This is a genomic window from Streptomyces zhihengii, from assembly GCF_016919245.1.
Lineage (GTDB): Bacteria > Actinomycetota > Actinomycetes > Streptomycetales > Streptomycetaceae > Streptomyces > Streptomyces zhihengii.
Genome location: NZ_JAFEJA010000001.1, coordinates 786,115 through 801,687 on the forward strand (window position 1 = coordinate 786,115; position 15,573 = coordinate 801,687).

General features: G+C 74.4%; 14 protein-coding genes and 1 riboswitch. Of the genes, 3 read left to right on the top strand and 11 right to left on the bottom strand.

Features of this window, described 5'->3' with window-relative positions:
• Positions 1-76 precede the first annotated feature (76 nt).
• Together JE024_RS03375 and JE024_RS03380 are read right to left on the bottom strand one after the other, a co-directional pair.
• Entirely contained in the window at positions 77-859 is a 783-nt protein-coding gene (locus tag JE024_RS03375; RefSeq protein ID WP_205372128.1) for a LysM peptidoglycan-binding domain-containing protein, read from the bottom strand.
• Positions 860-863: 4 nt separating this feature from the next.
• Positions 864-1,077, bottom strand: a riboswitch (cyclic di-AMP (ydaO/yuaA leader).
• A gap of 316 nt (positions 1,078-1,393) precedes the next feature.
• Positions 1,394-2,095 carry a helix-turn-helix domain-containing protein gene (locus JE024_RS03380; protein ID WP_205372129.1) on the bottom strand — a complete coding sequence of 234 codons (702 nt, stop codon included), beginning with the start codon at positions 2,093-2,095 and terminating at the stop codon, positions 1,394-1,396.
• Positions 2,096-2,294: 199 nt separating this feature from the next.
• Between JE024_RS03380 and JE024_RS03385 the strand changes: the two genes are divergently transcribed.
• Entirely contained in the window at positions 2,295-2,996 is a 702-nt protein-coding gene (locus tag JE024_RS03385; protein WP_205376353.1) for a CBS domain-containing protein, read from the top strand.
• A gap of 38 nt (positions 2,997-3,034) precedes the next feature.
• Here the strand turns inward: JE024_RS03385 and JE024_RS03390 are convergent, their stop codons facing one another.
• Both JE024_RS03390 and JE024_RS03395 read right to left on the bottom strand, forming a co-directional pair.
• The gene (locus JE024_RS03390) at positions 3,035-5,467 is read right to left on the bottom strand and encodes a glycoside hydrolase family 65 protein (protein WP_205372130.1); all 2,433 of its coding nucleotides are present in this window, start codon (positions 5,465-5,467) and stop codon (positions 3,035-3,037) included.
• Positions 5,464-6,270: an HAD family hydrolase gene (locus tag JE024_RS03395; protein WP_205372131.1), complete on the bottom strand. Its 807-nt coding sequence runs from the start codon at positions 6,268-6,270 to the stop codon at positions 5,464-5,466. The genes JE024_RS03390 and JE024_RS03395 overlap by 4 nt, the downstream gene beginning before the upstream one ends.
• A 222-nt stretch (positions 6,271-6,492) precedes the next feature.
• Between JE024_RS03395 and JE024_RS03400 the strand changes: the two genes are divergently transcribed.
• Positions 6,493-7,341 (top strand): universal stress protein, encoded by an 849-nt coding sequence (locus tag JE024_RS03400; protein ID WP_205372132.1) that lies wholly within the window; start codon positions 6,493-6,495, stop codon positions 7,339-7,341.
• 38 nt (positions 7,342-7,379) lie between these two features.
• Here JE024_RS03400 and JE024_RS03405 read toward each other — a convergent pair whose 3' ends face one another.
• From JE024_RS03405 to JE024_RS03420, 4 genes are all read right to left on the bottom strand, one after another.
• Positions 7,380-7,676, bottom strand: coding sequence for a DUF1876 domain-containing protein (locus JE024_RS03405; protein ID WP_205372133.1), 297 nt, complete (start codon positions 7,674-7,676; stop codon positions 7,380-7,382).
• 46 nt (positions 7,677-7,722) lie between these two features.
• Positions 7,723-7,950: a DUF6296 family protein gene (locus tag JE024_RS03410; RefSeq protein ID WP_205372134.1), complete on the bottom strand. Its 228-nt coding sequence runs from the start codon at positions 7,948-7,950 to the stop codon at positions 7,723-7,725.
• A gap of 64 nt (positions 7,951-8,014) precedes the next feature.
• Positions 8,015-8,611: a tellurite resistance TerB family protein gene (locus JE024_RS03415; protein ID WP_205372135.1), complete on the bottom strand. Its 597-nt coding sequence runs from the start codon at positions 8,609-8,611 to the stop codon at positions 8,015-8,017.
• 205 nt (positions 8,612-8,816) lie between these two features.
• Positions 8,817-9,740 (bottom strand): NADP-dependent oxidoreductase, encoded by a 924-nt coding sequence (locus JE024_RS03420; RefSeq protein ID WP_205372136.1) that lies wholly within the window; start codon positions 9,738-9,740, stop codon positions 8,817-8,819.
• Between the two features lie 226 nt (positions 9,741-9,966).
• On the opposite strand from JE024_RS03420, the gene pgm reads away from it, so the two are divergent.
• A complete protein-coding gene (gene pgm / locus JE024_RS03425; RefSeq protein ID WP_205372137.1) occupies positions 9,967-11,607 on the top strand; it encodes a phosphoglucomutase (alpha-D-glucose-1,6-bisphosphate-dependent) in 1,641 nt (546 codons plus the stop codon).
• Positions 11,608-11,685: 78 nt separating this feature from the next.
• On the opposite strand, the gene JE024_RS03430 is transcribed toward pgm, so the two are convergent.
• From JE024_RS03430 to JE024_RS03440, 3 genes are all read right to left on the bottom strand, one after another.
• On the bottom strand, positions 11,686-13,260 hold the full coding sequence (locus tag JE024_RS03430; protein ID WP_205372138.1) for an alkaline phosphatase D family protein: 1,575 nt from the start codon (positions 13,258-13,260) through the stop codon (positions 11,686-11,688).
• 146 nt (positions 13,261-13,406) lie between these two features.
• On the bottom strand, positions 13,407-14,381 hold the full coding sequence (locus JE024_RS03435) for an SIS domain-containing protein (protein WP_205372139.1): 975 nt from the start codon (positions 14,379-14,381) through the stop codon (positions 13,407-13,409).
• A 181-nt stretch (positions 14,382-14,562) separates the two neighbouring features.
• On the bottom strand, positions 14,563-15,555 hold the full coding sequence (locus tag JE024_RS03440) for a beta-sandwich domain-containing protein (RefSeq protein WP_205372140.1): 993 nt from the start codon (positions 15,553-15,555) through the stop codon (positions 14,563-14,565).
• Positions 15,556-15,573: the final 18 nt, after the last annotated feature.

Below are 15,573 nucleotides of genomic sequence, written 5' to 3' on the forward strand. Positions count from 1 at the left end.
GGGGCCTTTCCGCCGACGTGTGCGTCGGCGGAAAGGCCCCGGTGCGGTGCGGCGGCCCGTGGGCCGTCGGGTCCGGTCAGTAGGGACCGTTCACGTTGTCGATCGAACCGTAGCGGTCGGCCGCGTAGTTGCAGGCGGCGACGATGTTGGCGACCGGGTCGTACTGGTCGTTCGCGGTGCCCTCGACGTGGTAGGCGTCGAAGGTCGGCTTGATGACCTGGAGCAGACCCTTGGACGGCACGCCGTTGACGGCGTTGATGTCCCAGTTGTTGATCGCCAGCGGGTTGCCGGAGGACTCCCGCATGACGTTGCGGTGGATGCCCTCGTAGGAGCCGGGGATCCCGTGCTTCGCCATGATGTCGAGCGACTCGCGGATCCAGCCGTCGAGGTTGTCGGCGTAGGTCTTGGCCGCGGCGGGCTTCACGGCCGGGGCGCTCTTGCCGGCGACGGCGGGGACGGCGCGCTTCTCGGAGCGGTCGGCGCGCGCGGTGTCGGCGGTGCGGTCCGCGGGCGCGGCCTTGGCGCCGATGGTGAGCTGCAGGCCGGGGCGGATCAGCGACGGGTCCGCGCCGATGTTGCGGCGGTTGTCGTTGTAGAGCTTCTTCCAGCCGCCGGAGACCGACTGCTTCTCGGCGATCTTCGACAGGGTGTCGCCGGCGACGACGGTGTACGTCTTGGCGGCCTTCTTGGCGGGCGCGGGGGCCGTGACGGCGGCCTTGGCGGCGGCCGGCTGGGCGGCGCTCGCGGAGGTCGCGGCGATCACGGGCAGGACGAGCGCGGCGCCGCCCGTGCCGGCCACGAGAAGGCCACGGGTGAGACGGCGGGACCGGTTGCGGCGGTGCTTGCCGATTGCAGGCATGACGAATTCCTCTCCGTCGCCTGCGAGGTGAGCTGTCGGGTTCGGGCTGGAGATGCCCGGCCGCGCGGTGCACGGCTTCACCCCGAGCCGTGGCGGCGTCGGGCCCGGATGTCTCCGGGCCGTCCTCCGTCACGGCGGCCTACCTGGTTCCCCCGCTCCTGCCGTCGAAGTCTCTGGTCGGGTGTCCGGACAGCGGCAGGATTCGGCGTCCTGTCCGGAATGCCGTGACCGTAGGCGAGAGGGACGCAAAGGAACAAGCCTGGAATTCACAACCGCAATGCGGCACACCCCGATGAGCCCGGCAAATGATGTTGAAGCAATTCCGACGGCCCATCAATTCACGCAGGGGGATGGGGAAATGCGGCCGGGAAGATCAGCTTTCACGGCCCTTCGCGTGACGGATGTCACCAGCCGCGACACAACCACACGACATCATGCCAATGCTCAACGAAACGGACATCAGGGGCGAGTGGGAAACCCGGGGATCAAGGTCCGGCATTCGCGGGACTTTTGGGAATTAATGCCCGATTTGCACTACATCGTGCCGGGTGCGCCGCGCACCAGGATGCGCCGGCCGGTGACCCGCTCCGCCGACAGGGCGATCCACAGGTCCCGCTCCCCGCCCGCCCAGGGCTCGGAGTACGCGAGGCCGTCCAGCCGGCTCACCCCCGCCTCGTCGGTGACCGTCCGCGCCGTGCCGACCACCAGCACGCTCCAGCCCTGGCTGAACGCCTCGTCGATGTGGTCGACCTCGAACGCCGTCTCCCCGCCCGCCGCCCTGCCGGGCAGCGCGCCGGAGGAGGTCCGGAAGGCCACCTCGCGGTCGGCGACGACATAGTTCACCGGCAGGATCGCGGGGCCGTCCGGCGCGGTCACCGCGACCCGGCCGACACCGTGCGTACCCAGCAGCGTCCAGCACTCGTCCGTCTCCAGCTCGACCAGCCGCGGGTGGTACCCGGCGCGCCCCACTCCCCCGGTCAGCTCCGCGTCCCCGCCCGTCAGCGCCGTGACCGTGGTCTCCAGGGCGTCGGCGAGCCGCAGCAGGAAACCCATCCCGGGGGCGGCGGGCTTCTCCTCCAGGTACTCGATGTACCCGGGCGCCGACGCGGCCCGCAGGGCCAGCTCCTCCCGGGAGAGCCCGAGCTGGCGCCGCCGGGCCGCCACCCTGCGGCCGATGTCGCCGCTCGTGCGCCCCCCGTCCGGGCCGGCCGCTTCCGAGTGCGCTTGTCCGGACATGGTCGTGCCCTTCCCTCTCGGCGTACGGGTACCGGGGGCGCCGCGCCCCGGGCCCACCGTAGCCAGCACCCGACCGCCCCGCACGGCGGCACACGCCGGTCGCACCCCGCCCGACCAGGCCGGGACAGACTCGGAATACTGGACTCGACAGGACCGCCGGATCATGGAGGTGCCGAATGAACCGCTGGACCGGTGCGCGATGAGACACCGCTCCGTGGCCGATCTGATGACCCCCGAGGCCGTGGTCGCCCAGCGCGGCACGGCCTTCAAGGAGATCGCCCGGCTGCTCGACGAGTACGGGATCACCGCCGTGCCGGTGATCGACGACGACGGCCGCCCCGTCGGCGTGGTGTCGGAGGCCGACCTGCTGCGCCGCCACACCGGCGGCACGGGCTCGGACACGGCCGAGGGGCTGATGACCAGCCCGGCCGTCGTCGCGCGGCCCGGGTGGAGCGCGGTGCGGGCGGCCCGGGTGATGGAGGAGCGCCACATCAAGCGGCTCCCGGTGGTCGACGACCACGGGCACCTGATCGGGGTGGTCAGCCGCAGCGACCTGCTCCAGCTCTTCCTGCGCCGGGACCGGTCCATCCAGGAGGAGATCGTCGAGGACGTGCTCGCCGGCACGCTCGGGGTCTCCCCCGCCGCGGTGAACGTCCAGGTGGACGACGGGCGGGTGACGCTGAGCGGCACGGTCGAGCGGCGGTCGCTGGTGCGGATCGTGGACCGGATGTGCCGCAGCGTCGACGGCGTCGTGGAGGTCGTCAACCGCCTGGACTTCGACCGGGAGGACACGGAGGACCGCCACGGCCGGGACGGCCGCGACGACCGTGCCGACCACGACGGCCACGACGGCCACGACGGCCACGACGACCGTGCCAGCCGCCCGGAGGAGCCGGCCTGAGCCGGCCCGCCCGGCCGGGGGGCCCCGGCCGGGCGGTCTCAGGTCTCCGGAAGCGGCAGCACGCAGGACGTGCCCGGTTCCAGGACGACCGAGCGCCCGCCCAGCCGTACGCCGATGGGCAGGCCGTCGGCCGACGGCGGCAGCCCGATCCGCAGCTCCCCCGGCCGTACGGCCACCCGGACGCCCCAGTGCCCGTGGTAGCGCATCGTGAAGCCGTACTCGGACAGCCCGGGCGACGGCACCGGGTCGAACCACAGCGAGCCGGACCGGGTCTCCATGCCCGTCAGCCCGCGCTGGACCAGGTCGAGGGTGCCCGCCATGGCCCCCAGGTGGACGCCCTCCTCCGTGGTGCCGCCCTGGAGGTCGGCGATGTCGCCCTCCAGGGCCTCCCGGCAGTAGGCCCACGCGTCCTCCCGGCGCACCCGGGAGAGCACCCAGCCGTGGACCAGCCCGCTGAGGGTGGATCCGTGGCTGGTGCGCCGCAGGTAGTAGTCCACGGTGCGCTGCCAGGTCGCGTCGTCCAGCTCGTAGCCGAGCCGGGCGAACAGGGCGCGCAGCTCGGCCGGGGAGAACAGGTACCCGAGCATCAGCACATCGGCCTGCTTGGACGCCTGGTAGCGGTTGACGGTGTCGTCCTCGGCCTCCAGCACCCGGTCCAGCCGGCGGATGTCGCCGTGCCGGGAGCGCAGCCCCTCCCAGTCGAGCTCCGCCAGCTCCCCGTAGCCGTGGAACTGGCTGATCACCCCGTCGTGGAAGGGCACGTACAGCCGGGTCGACACCTCCTTCCAGTGCTCCAGCTCCCCCGGTCCGAGCCCGGTGCGCTCCAGCAGGTCGACGCGCCGGGGCTCGGGCAGGTCGCGCACCAGGTCCAGGGCGCGGGAGATCACCCAGGCGGCCGTGACGTTGGTGTACGCGTTGTCGTCGAGACCGGGCCGGTCGGCGTCCGGGTACGCCTCGTGGTACTCGTCGGGCCCCACGACGCCCCGGATCCGGTAGCGGCCGAGGTCCGGGTCGAAGTCGGCGAAGTCCGCCCAGAAGCGCGCGATCCGGGTGAGCATCTCGGCGCCCTTGGTGTGCAGGAACTCCGCGTCGCCGCTGGCCTCGCAGTACTGCCAGACGTTGTAGGCGATGGCGGAGCCGACATGGTGCTGGAGCCTCGAATGGTCGGGGAGCCAGCGGCCCGAGCGCGGGTTGAGATGGAGCTGCTGGGTCTCCTCCCGCCCGTCGCTGCCGCTCTGCCACGGGTACATCGCGCCCCGGTGCCCGGCGTCGCGGGCGAGGACGCGCGCCTGGTCGAGCCGGCGGTAGCGGTAGGTGAGCAGGGCGCGGGAGACCTCGGGGAACCGGAGGTTGAGGTAGGGCAGGACGAACAGCTCGTCCCAGAAGATGTGGCCCCGGTACGCCTCGCCGTGGAGCCCGCGCGCGGGGACGCCGACATCGAGGTCCGCCGTGTGCGGCGAGAGGGTCTGGAGCACATGGAAGAGGTGCAGCCGCAGGATGCGCCCGGCCTCCCCCGGCACGTCCAGCGCCGCCCTGCGCCAGAGCTGGCGCCACGCGGTGCGGTGCGACTCCAGGAGCTCCTCGAAGCCGGGCGCCCGGCGGACCCGGTCGGCGGCGGCGTGCAGCGGGTCGCTGATGGCCGTGTCCCGCGAGGTGTGCAGCGCGACGATCTTGTCGACGGTGCGCGGCTCCCCGGCGGCGAGCGACAGCCGCAGCCGCTGGACGGCGCGGTCCGGCTCGTGGTCGGCGCGCGGGCGCTCGTGCCCGGCCGCGCCGTCGGCGGTGGTGCGGGCCGCCATCCCGACGCGGATGTCCGAGGTCCGGGTGCGGCAGCGCAGCCAGACGACGTCCGCCGCCCCGTCGTCCCCGCCGCCGGAGCCGTCGTCGCCGTCGCCCGGGTCGACATGGACGAGGTGGGCGCCGTCGAGACGGCGGTAGCGGGCGACGCCGCTGTTGGTGACCCCGCCGTCGACGGCGGCCTCCACCTCGATCCCGCCCGACCAGCCCTCGGCCGTGAACTCGGTGCGCAGGGCGGCGAGATGGGGGTCGCCCATGTGCACCAGGCGAAGCTGGCGCACGAGCAGCACCCGTCCGTCGGGGGTCGCCCAGCGCGCGGTCCGCTCCAGCGTCCCGCCGAACAGGTCGAGCCGCTGCCGGTGTTCGCGCAGGCCCTCGCCGTCCGGGGTGAACCAGGGCGCCGGGCCGTCCTCGCCGGTCGTCCGGAAGCGCAGCGGCAGCCAGTTCGGCAGGTTGACGATGTCCTCGTTCTCGACCTCGCGGCCCGCGACGGTGGACGTCAGGCGGTTGTAGCAGCCCGCGGCGTACGTCCCCGGGTAGTGCGCCTCGCCGGCCGTGCACTCGGGGGCCGCGCCCCGGGTGGCGAAGTAGCCGTTGCCCAGCGTGCACAGCGCCTCCCGCAGGCGCTCGGCGGCCGGGTCGTAGCCCTCGTACTCCCACAGCCAGTCCGTCATGCGCCCTCCCGCGTCGGTTCGTCGTCGAGCAGTTCGGCGAGGTCGCGCACGACCAGGTCGGCGCCGTGGTCCCGCAGCGCGGCCGCCGTCCCCGGTCCGCCGGTCCGGTCGACGCCGACGACCAGACCGAAGCCGCCCCGGCGGCCGGCCTCCACACCGGCCAGCGCGTCCTCGACGACGACGCAGTCCTCCGGGGGCACCGCGAGCCGTGCCGCCGCCTCCAGGAAGAGCGCCGGGTCCGGCTTGCCGGGCAGGCCCATCCGGGCCGCCTCGCCGCCGTCCACGAGCGCGTCCAGGTACGGCAGGACACCGGAGGCGGTGAGCAGTTCCCGGGCGTGGCGCGAGGCGGACACGGCCGCGGTGGGCACGGGTCCGGCGCGCAGGCGGCGCAGCAGCCGCAGGGTGCCGGGGTAGGCGTCGATGCCGTCCTCCGCCAGCCGCCGGGTGAACAGCTGCTCCTTGTACGCCGCGACGGCACCCACGGTGCCCGTGCCGGGCGGGTCGTCGGGGCTGCCGGCCGGGAGGGGCACCCCGCGGGCGGCGAGGAAGGCCGCCGCGCCGTCCTGGCGGGACCTGCCGTCGACATGGCGCAGATAGTCGGCCGTGACGTCGAACGGGCGCCGGTCACCGGGCTCGTCCGGCGGCCGGTCGCGCAGGGCGGCGTCGAAGGCGGCCTTCCAGGCGGCGGCGTGCACCCGGGCGGAGTCGGTGATCACGCCGTCGGTGTCGAGGACGACCGCCTCGAAGCTCCGTCGTCCCGTGGCAGGTGCCCCGTGCGGCCACCACGTCCTCGCGTCGGTCATGCCGGTCCCTCCTCCACGGCGGCCCCCTCGCCCCCGGTGCAGGGTGTGCGGCGGCCCCGTCACGTCCGGTGCCGCGGCGCGGCGCCGGTGGGCGGAGCCACCTGATCAGGATGGCCGGGTACCCCGCGGGGCGCCTGCCGAACGCTTCCGCGCGACGTGCGGGGCCCGGCGGGGCGAACCTGGAATCGTGGCCGCCGCCGGGCGGTCCGAAGGAGGCCGGTGATGCCCCGCCATGTGACCGCCGGGGTGGACAGCTCCCCGGAGAGCCTCGCCGCTGCCCACTGGGCGGCACGCGAGGCCGCGCTGCGCGACGCGCGGCTGCTGCTGGTGCACGTCGAGGAGTGGCCGCTGCCGCTGGCCGTGGCCGCGCCCACGATCGACCGCGACGACCACCGGCGCTGGGCGCACCGGCTGCTGGACGCCGCGGCCGCGGAGGTGCGCGCCCGGCATCCGGATGCCGAGGTCACGACCCGGCTGCTGTCGGGGCGCCCGCCCGCCGCGCTGGCGGTCGAGGCGGCCGGGTCCGAGCTGCTGGCCCTGGGCTCCCGGGGCCTCGGCACGGTGGCGGGCGCCCTGATGGGGTCGGTCGGCACGGCGGTGATCGGCGCCACCGAGGTGCCCGTGGTGGTGGTCCGGGCGGGTGACGGCGGCGAGCGGGCCCGGGAGGTGGTGGCCGGGGTGGATCTGCACCCGGGCACCGACGACGTGCTCGCGTTCGCGTTCGCGGCGGCCGGACGGCGGGACGTCCCGCTGCGGGTGGTGCACGCGGCGAAGGTGCCGCTGTTCCACGCGCACGCGCCCGCCCACCGGGAACGGGCGGCGGCGGAGGCGGCCGCGGCCCTCGGGGCGGCCCTGGCCCCGTGGCGGGAGCGCTTCCCCGCGGTGGCCGTGATGGAGCGGGCGGTGCCGGGGGCCGCCGCGCAGGTCCTGGTGGAGGAGGCGGCCGGCGCCCTGCTGGTGGTGACCGGACGGCGGATCCGGCGCGCGCCGGTGGTGCCGCACATCGGCCATGTCACCCACGCGGTGATGCACCACTGCACGGCCCCGGTCGCCGTGGTCGCCCACGCCTGAGCCCGGTCGCCCCTGACGGTGCGGCCCGGGCCGGACCGTCAGGGTGTGGTGTACGGCCAGCCGTATCCCGGTCCGGGCGGTCCGCCGGGCCCGGCGCCCACCGCCTCCAGGTCGCTGTCGGCCTCCCGCATGAGCTGCCGGGCGACGCTCCGCATCGCCCGCGCGGCGGCCAGTTCGTCACCGATCCGGGGCACGTCCACGTCCTGCGGGCTGCAGTGGGCCGTGCCGTAGCCGGTGATCGTGCCGTCGTCGGTGGCCAGCTTCGCGCAGGCCCTGGTCGTGCCGTCGTCCTCGGTGAGGACGAGGTCGACCTTCCACTCCCGTGTCGTTGTCATCGCGCACCCTCCGCGCGGCTCGGCGCCTGCCCCCTTGCCCCTGGCTCTACACCCGTGTGCGGGCCGTCACCGGGAAGGGGTGGGCCTGGTGCGCGCCACTCGCGAGCATGCGGACGTCGCCGCGCTCGCTGATCTCCGCGCGCACGATGCCCGTGTCGTCCTCGTAGACCGGGCAGCCGCCCGGCCCCGCACGCTCCGTGCGGCGGACCACGACCGCGTCGTCGGCGACCGCCGACGCCTGGAAGACGAGCTCGTAGCTCTCGGGATATTCCATCGATGCCACCACCCTCTTCCATCGTGGCCCCCGCACGGGCCGCGCGCCTCTTCGGCGGGGTGGATCAGATGCCGAACTCCGCCGAGGACAGGCCGAGCGCGGTGCACGCCTCGCGGATGATCTGCTCCTCGGCGGGCTCGATGTAGCCGTCCGCGCCCGCGACGACGATGCCGGTCTGGATGACGGCCCGTGCCTCGGCGGGCTTCTTCGCCGCCTTGGCGACCTCCTGGAGGACCGCCGCCTTGCCCATGACGAAGTTGGCCGAGAGCTGGTCGACGTGCTTGTTGAAGCGCTGGCGGAGCTGGTCGGCGGGGAAGTTCTGGAGGACGTCGTTGGTGAGGATGAGCTGCTCGACGTGCTGGCGCTCGGCCGGGTCGACGCGCCCGTCGGCGGCGGCCACCAGCGCGCACATGGCCATGCTGGCGTCCCGGTAGGCGCCGCTCTTCAGTTCGGTCTTGAGGGACGTGAGCTGCGACTTCAGCGCGCTCACGAGCTGGGCCTTGGAGCCGCCGGACCGCGCGCCGGGCTGGCCGGGCTGTGCGCCGTGGGGCGCGCCGGGGTGCGCGCCGGGCTGTCCGTGGCCGCCGGCGCCGCCGCGCGCCCCCTGGGCCTGCTGGAGACCCCTGGTCGCCTGGTCCTTGATCCGATCCCACATCGCCACTCGTGCCACCTCGGCTTCTGCCGTGTCGTCAGTCGTCGGTCACGCGTCGTCGCGTGCCACCCTGCCAACGTCTTCCGCCCGCCGTGAAGTTCCGCCGCCGGAACTCCACGGCGCACACGGCGTTCCCGTCCCGCGCGCCCCACCGCCGCACGGGACGGCGGAGGGCGGTGGCCGGCGGTGGCGTGCGGCGGGCGGGCGGCGGTGCTCAGCCGACGTCGAGGACGATCTTGCCCCTGGTCCGCCCGGTCGCGCTGAGGCGGAACGCCTCGGCCGCCTCCGCCAGCGGCAGCGACCGGTCGATGTGCACGGTGAGGCGGCCCTCGTCGGCGAGGCGGCCGAGCTCCGCGAGGTCGGCGCCGCTGGGGCGGACCCAGACGTGGTGGCCGCCGCGCGCGGTGACCGAAGGGTCGGTGATGGAGGCGACCCGGGAGGTGTCGGCGAGGAGCTCCTGGGAGACCTCCACCGCGCCCTGGCCCACGTAGTCGACGGCGGCCGTGATCCCGTCGGGGGCGATCGCGCGCACCCGTTCGGCGAGCCCGTCCCCGTAGGCGACGGGCTCGGCGCCCAGTTCGCGCAGGAAGTCGTGGTTGCGCTCGCTCGCGGTGCCGATGACCCGGGCGCCGCGGGCGACGGCGATCTGGACGGCGAAGGAGCCGACGCCGCCGGCCGCGGCGTGCACCAGCACGGTGTCCGACCCGGTGACGCCGATGCGCTCCAGGGACTGCCAGGCGGTGAGCCCGGCCAGCGGCACCCCGGCCGCCTGCTGCCAGCTCAGCGAGCGCGGCTTGCGGGCCAGGGTGCGGACGGGGGCGGAGACCAGTTCGGCGTAGGTGCCGTGCTGCACCTCGTCCTTGCGGACGTAGCCGTACACCTCGTCGCCGACGGCGAACTCGGTGGCGTCCAGGCCGACGGCCTCGACGACGCCGGCCGCGTCCCAGCCGGGGACGAGCGGGAAGTGGACGTTCATGATCGGGTCCAGGCCGCCGGCGACGATCTTCCAGTCGACCGGGTTGACCCCGGCGGCCTTCACCCGCACCAGGACCGCGTCCGGTGCCACCTTGGGGTCGTCCGTCTCGCCGTAGGCCAGGACCTCGGGTCCGCCGTACCGGGGGGCCGTGATGGCTCGCATGTCTGCCTCGCACTCTCGGGGATCCTGCGGCGGCATCCGCGCGGCCGCCGCGCTGACGACGGGCCCGGCCCGCGGGCGGCCCGCCGCCGCGGGTGCCGTACGCCAGGTGGCGAGAAGAGCGTGCCCGAACGGCCGGACGGCCCCGGCAGGCGGGTCCGAGGGGCGATCATGACCCTACGACACTTGTCCGAGCGCACCCAGCAACCGACGCCCAAGGAGTGGACGGATGGCGAACGAGCATGCCGGACGGCCGGCCCGGCCGGAGGATCTCGTCGACGTGGCCCGACTGGTCACCGCGTACTACGCCCTGCACCCGGATCCGGAGGACCCCGGGCAGCGGGTGGCCTTCGGGACGTCGGGGCACCGCGGCTCGTCCCTGGCCGGGGCCTTCAACGAGGACCACATCGCGGCCACGAGCCAGGCCATCTGCGAGTACCGGGCCCTCCAGGGCACCGACGGGCCGCTGTTCCTGGGGGCCGACACCCATGCGCTGTCGGAGCCGGCGCGGGTGACGGCGGCGGAGGTGTTCGCGGCCAACGGGGTCACCCTGCTGATCGACTCGGCCGACGGGTACACGCCGACACCCGCGGTGTCGCACGCCGTTCTCGTGCACAACCGCGAGGCGTCCGGCGGACGGGCGGACGGGGTGGTGGTGACGCCGTCCCACAACCCGCCGGCCGACGGCGGTTTCAAGTACAACCCGCCCAGCGGCGGCCCCGCGGGCTCGGACGCGACCGGCTGGATCCAGGACCGGGCGAACGAGATCGTCGCCGGGGGCCTGAAGGACGTGCGGCGGGTGACGTACGCGCGTGCCCTGGCCGCGGCCACCACCGGCCGGTACGACTTCCTCGGCGGCTATGTGCGCGACCTGCCGTCGGTGCTCGACCTGGACGCGGTGCGGGCCGCGGGACTGCGGATCGGCGCCGACCCGCTGGGCGGGGCGTCGGTCGCGTACTGGGAGCGGATCGCCGAGGAGCACCGGCTCGACCTCACGGTCGTCAACCCGCTCACCGACCCGACCTGGCGCTTCATGACGCTGGACTGGGACGGGAGGATCCGGATGGACTGCTCGTCGCCGTACGCGATGGCCTCGCTGATCGAGGGGCGCGACCGGTTCGCGATCACCACCGGGAACGACGCGGACGCCGACCGGCACGGCATCGTCACGCCCGACGGCGGGCTGATGAACCCGAACCACTACCTGGCCACCGCCATCGGCTATCTGTTCCGCCACCGGGAGCGGTGGCCGGCCTCGGCCGGGGTGGGCAAGACGCTGGTGTCGTCGTCGATGATCGACCGGGTGGCGGCGGACGCGGGCCGGAAGCTGGTCGAGGTCCCGGTCGGCTTCAAGTGGTTCGTCGAGGGGCTGTCCGACGGAACCATCGGCTTCGGCGGCGAGGAGTCGGCGGGTGCGTCCTTCCTGCGGCGCGACGGATCGGTGTGGACGACCGACAAGGACGGCATCGTGCTCGCGCTGCTGGCGTCGGAGATGCTCGCGGTGACCGGGCGGACGCCGAGCGAGCACTACCGCGATCTGACCGCCCGGTTCGGCGAGCCGGCGTACGCGCGGGTCGACGCCCCGGCCACCCGGGAGGAGAAGGCCGTCCTCGGGCGGCTGTCGCCGGAGCAGGTGACGGCCGACTCCCTCGCCGGGGAGCCCGTCACCGGTGTGCTGACCGAGGCGCCGGGCAACGGCGCCGCGATCGGCGGGATCAAGGTGACCACCGAGAACGCCTGGTTCGCCGCGCGCCCCTCCGGCACGGAGGACGTGTACAAGGTGTACGCGGAGTCGTTCCTCGGGCCGGAGCACCTGACGCGGGTTCAGGAGGAGGCCAGGGCCGTGGTGTCGGCGGCGCTCGGCGGCTGAGCGGGTGCGTCCCGGCCGGCCCGCCCGTCCGGCGGGCGTCCCGGCGGCCCCGCGGGTCGCCGGGACGCCCGTGCCGGGTCAGAGCTGGACGCCCGGGCGGCCGTCCTCGACGACCGCGCTCGCCCGGGTGCTCACGGGGGCGCCGGGACGGGTCACGTAGGGGACGACGCGGAAGTCGCTGCGCCAGCGCTCCTGATCGGCGTGGACGCGCACGTAGCCGCGCTGGCCGTTGAAGAACTTCATGTGCGGGTTGGCGGCGAGGAAGGTCTCGCCCTGGGCCGTCATGTCGGCCCCGTCGCCGCCGCTGGTGACGGAGGTGCCGACGAACTCGGCGCCGACGGTGGGCGAGCCGGGGTCGGCGTAGTCCCGCTTGAGGTCCCAGGCGTAGTTCTGGTGGCGGTCGCCGGTGATGACGACGAGGTTGCGCACCCCGGTGGCGTCCGCCTCGGCGAGCAGCCGGTTGCGTTCGGCGACGTAGCCGTCCCACGGGTCGAGCCAGACCGTGGTGCCGGGGCCGGGGTCGTGGTCGGTCTGGCCCATCGGGGCCTGGTTGCCGAGCACCTGCCAGCGCGCCGGGGAGCGCCGGAAGCCGCGGAGCACCCAGTCGCGCTGCCGTGCGCCGAGCAGGGTGCGGCCGGGGTCGAGGCGGTCGGCGCAGTCGGCCGAGACGCCGTCGCCGCAGGGCTGGTCGTCGCGGTACTGGCGGGTGTCGAGCATGGTGAAGTCGGCGAGCCTGCCGTACGGGAGGCGGCGGTACATCTGCACGTCGGGGCCGGCGGGGAGCTGGGCGCGGCGCAGCGGGGCGTGCTCGTACAGGGCCTGGAAGGCGGCGGCCCTGCGTGCCGGGAACGGCGCCGGGTCCTGGCCGTTCTCCGGGATGCCGTCGGCCCAGTTGTTCTCCACCTCGTGGTCGTCGAACGTCATGATCCAGGGGAAGTTGGCGTGGGCGCGCCGGAGCGGGGCCTCGGACTTGTAGAGGCCGTACTGGAGGCGGTAGCGGGCGAGGGAGACGGTCTCGGTGTGGAACTTCGGGTCGGTGACGACGCCGCGCTTGTTGGTCTTGACGCCGTACTCGTAGAGGTAGTCGCCGAGGTGCACCACCAGGTCGAGGTCCTCGTCGGCGAGGTGGTCGTAGGCGGTGAAGTGGCCGTCCTGCCACGCCTGGCAGGAGGCGAAGGCGAAGCGCAGGTCGCGCGGCATCGTGCCGGGCGCGGGGGTGGTGCGGGTGCGGCCGACGGGCGAGAGGTGGCCGCCGGCGCGGAAGCGGTACCAGTAGACGCGGTCGGGGGCGAGCCCGTGGATCTCGGGGTGCACGGAGTGGGCGAGCTCGGGCGTGGCGACGACGGTGCCGCGGCGGACGACCCGGGAGAAGCGCTCGTCGGAGGCCACCTCGTAGGCGACGCGCACCGGGACGTCCGGCATGCCGCCCCGGCCGTCCTCGGCGAAGGGGTCGGGGGCGAGGCGGGTCCACAGCACCACCCCGTCCCAGCGCGGTTCGCCGGAGGCGATGCCCAGCGAGAACGGGTCGGACGGCATGGCGGGCGCGGCGTGGGCGGAGCCCGAGCTCCACTCCCCCGTCCCGAGCATCAGCGCGGCGGCACCCGCGCCGCCGAGTCCGAGCATCTTCCTGCGGGATACGGGACGTACGGCCACGGGGTCCTCCTGGGCTGTTCGGGACGTGAACCGCCAGAACCCTCGTGGGGGTGGGTGACCCGTGGCCGCCCGTCGTGTGACCGGTTGCCGAGAGTTGCGTGAACATGGCAACCGCTTGCCGGGCGTCATCGCCCCCCGTGCGGGCCTCAGTTGCCGGGTGCGGTGAGCACGACGGACCGGGTGAGGTTGCGGGGGGTGTCCGGGTTGTGTCCGGCCGCCTCGGCGATGTGGACGGCGAGGCGCTGGGCGCGGACGAGGTCGGCGAGGGGGTCGGTGGCGGGCGCGTGGGTGCTGAGGGTGGCGCCGGTGCGGGTGATGTCGTCGGCGAGGCCCTCGGGGAGGGCGCCGAGGGCCCAGACGGCGCGGCCGGGCTGGGCGATGCTGATGGGGCCGTGGCGGTACTCCATGGCGGGGTACGCCTCGGTCCAGGCGCCGGCGGCCTCGCGCATCTTCAGGGCGGCCTCCTGGGCGAGGCCGTACGTCCAGCCGGTGCCGAGGAAGGTGAACTGCCCCGCGGTGGTCAGGGGGTGGTCGAGCGGCTGGGCGAGGACGGCCTCGGCGTGGCCGGCGGCCTCGGTGACGGTGGGGAGGCCGGCCGGGAGGGTGCCCCGGTGTTCGAGGTGGGCGCGCAGCAGGGCGAGGGTGGTCGTGGCGAAGCGGGTCTGGACGACGGACCGCTCGTCGGCGAAGTCGAGCAGCACGGTGTGGTCCGCGGCGCCGGGGGCGGGGGTGTCGGCGTCGCCCGTGACGACGGTGGTGGGGACGGTGCCGCGCAGCAGGCGGAGGAGGTCGAGGACCTCGGTGGTGGTGCCGGAGCGGGTGATCGCGACGACCCGGTCGTAGGCGCGGCCCCGGGGGAAGGCGGAGGCGGTGAAGGCGTCGGTCTCGCCGCCGCCGCCTTCCTCGCGGAGGGCGGCGTATGCCTGGGCGATGAACCAGGAGGTGCCGCAGCCGACGACGGCGACGCGTTCGCCCGTGCCGGGCAGGACACCGGCGACGGCGGGGACGAGCGCCGCGGCGCGGCGCCAGCACTCGGGCTGCGAGGCGATCTCGGCCGAGGTGTGCGAGGTGGACGCCGCCGGCGAGGGGACGGAGGGGGACGAGGAGGCGGTGCGGGACATGGGTGGGTACTCCCTACGGCGGGGTTGTCTGGCCTGTCTGGACCAGGGCCCAGCATAGTGCTCGAAGTTGCTCTTTCAGTGGCCTCAGCGAACATTTTCAAGCAGAAATACGAAAGTCGTGGCCGGGCCGCCCGTTCTTCCGGGCGGCCCGGCCACGGACCGGAGCCTGTCGTCCCCTCGATCAGGGAGCGACCGCCATGTCGAAGACGTGGACGTTGGCGTTGGCCGGCATCACCACGAACTCGACCTCCTTGGCCGGGTCCAGCGCGATCGCATGGGCGAAGACGCGGTAGGCGATGCCCGCGTTCCCGTACCCGCTCGGCCGGTTGCGCCCGTTGCTCGACGCGACCAGCGTCGCACCGTGGGCGTTCGGCGGGTCGAAGGACCAGTTCGGGAAGCCGAACGAGCCGCTGGTGGAGGTGCCGTCCTTGTAGAAGACGGTGGCGCTGCCGGTCGCGCCACTGCCCACGCCGGAGCCGAGGAAGACCAGCTTGGAGCCCTTGCCCGTGAGGGCGACGGCCTGCCCCGCGCTCGACACGTTGTCCTTGGTGCCGCTCGGCACGTCCGGCCAGCGCAGCTTCGCACCCAGCGTGGTGACCTCCGCGCCGCGGGTCAGCCCGGCGTCGGCGAGCTTCTGGGCGGAGAAGCTGTTGCCCTCGCCGTCGTAGTTGCCCGGCGCCGTGTTGCTCTCGTCGGTGATCGCGACGGCGTTGTAGGCGGCCGCGATGTTCGCGACCGGCTCCCCGGTCCGCTGGGAGCGGGTGCCCGTGGCGGAACCGGCACCGTCACCGCCCCGGTAGGTCGCGGTCGCGGTGAACGTCCGGATCCTGAAGCCGGCGCGCGCCTCCGGCACCTGGATCCGGAACTGCGCCGTGGCGGACTGCCCCTGCGCCAGCGAGCCGTCGACACTGCGTTCGGCCGGCTGCACCGCCCATCCCACCGGGCCCGCGAACGACACCTTCAGCGAGCGCAGCCGCTCGGGGGCGGTGTTCTTCACGGTGACGTCCACCGCCGATATCGCCGGGCCCTGGAGGTCGACCGGGGATATGGTCACCTCCGTGCCCGCCGCGGCGGCGGGCCGCGCGTCGGCCGCGACCGCCGGAGCGGGGACGAGCAGCAGCGCCCCCGCCGCGGCCACGGCTCTGAGTGTGGTGGTGAATCCTGCTCTTCTCATGGTCCGTCTCCTTGTGAC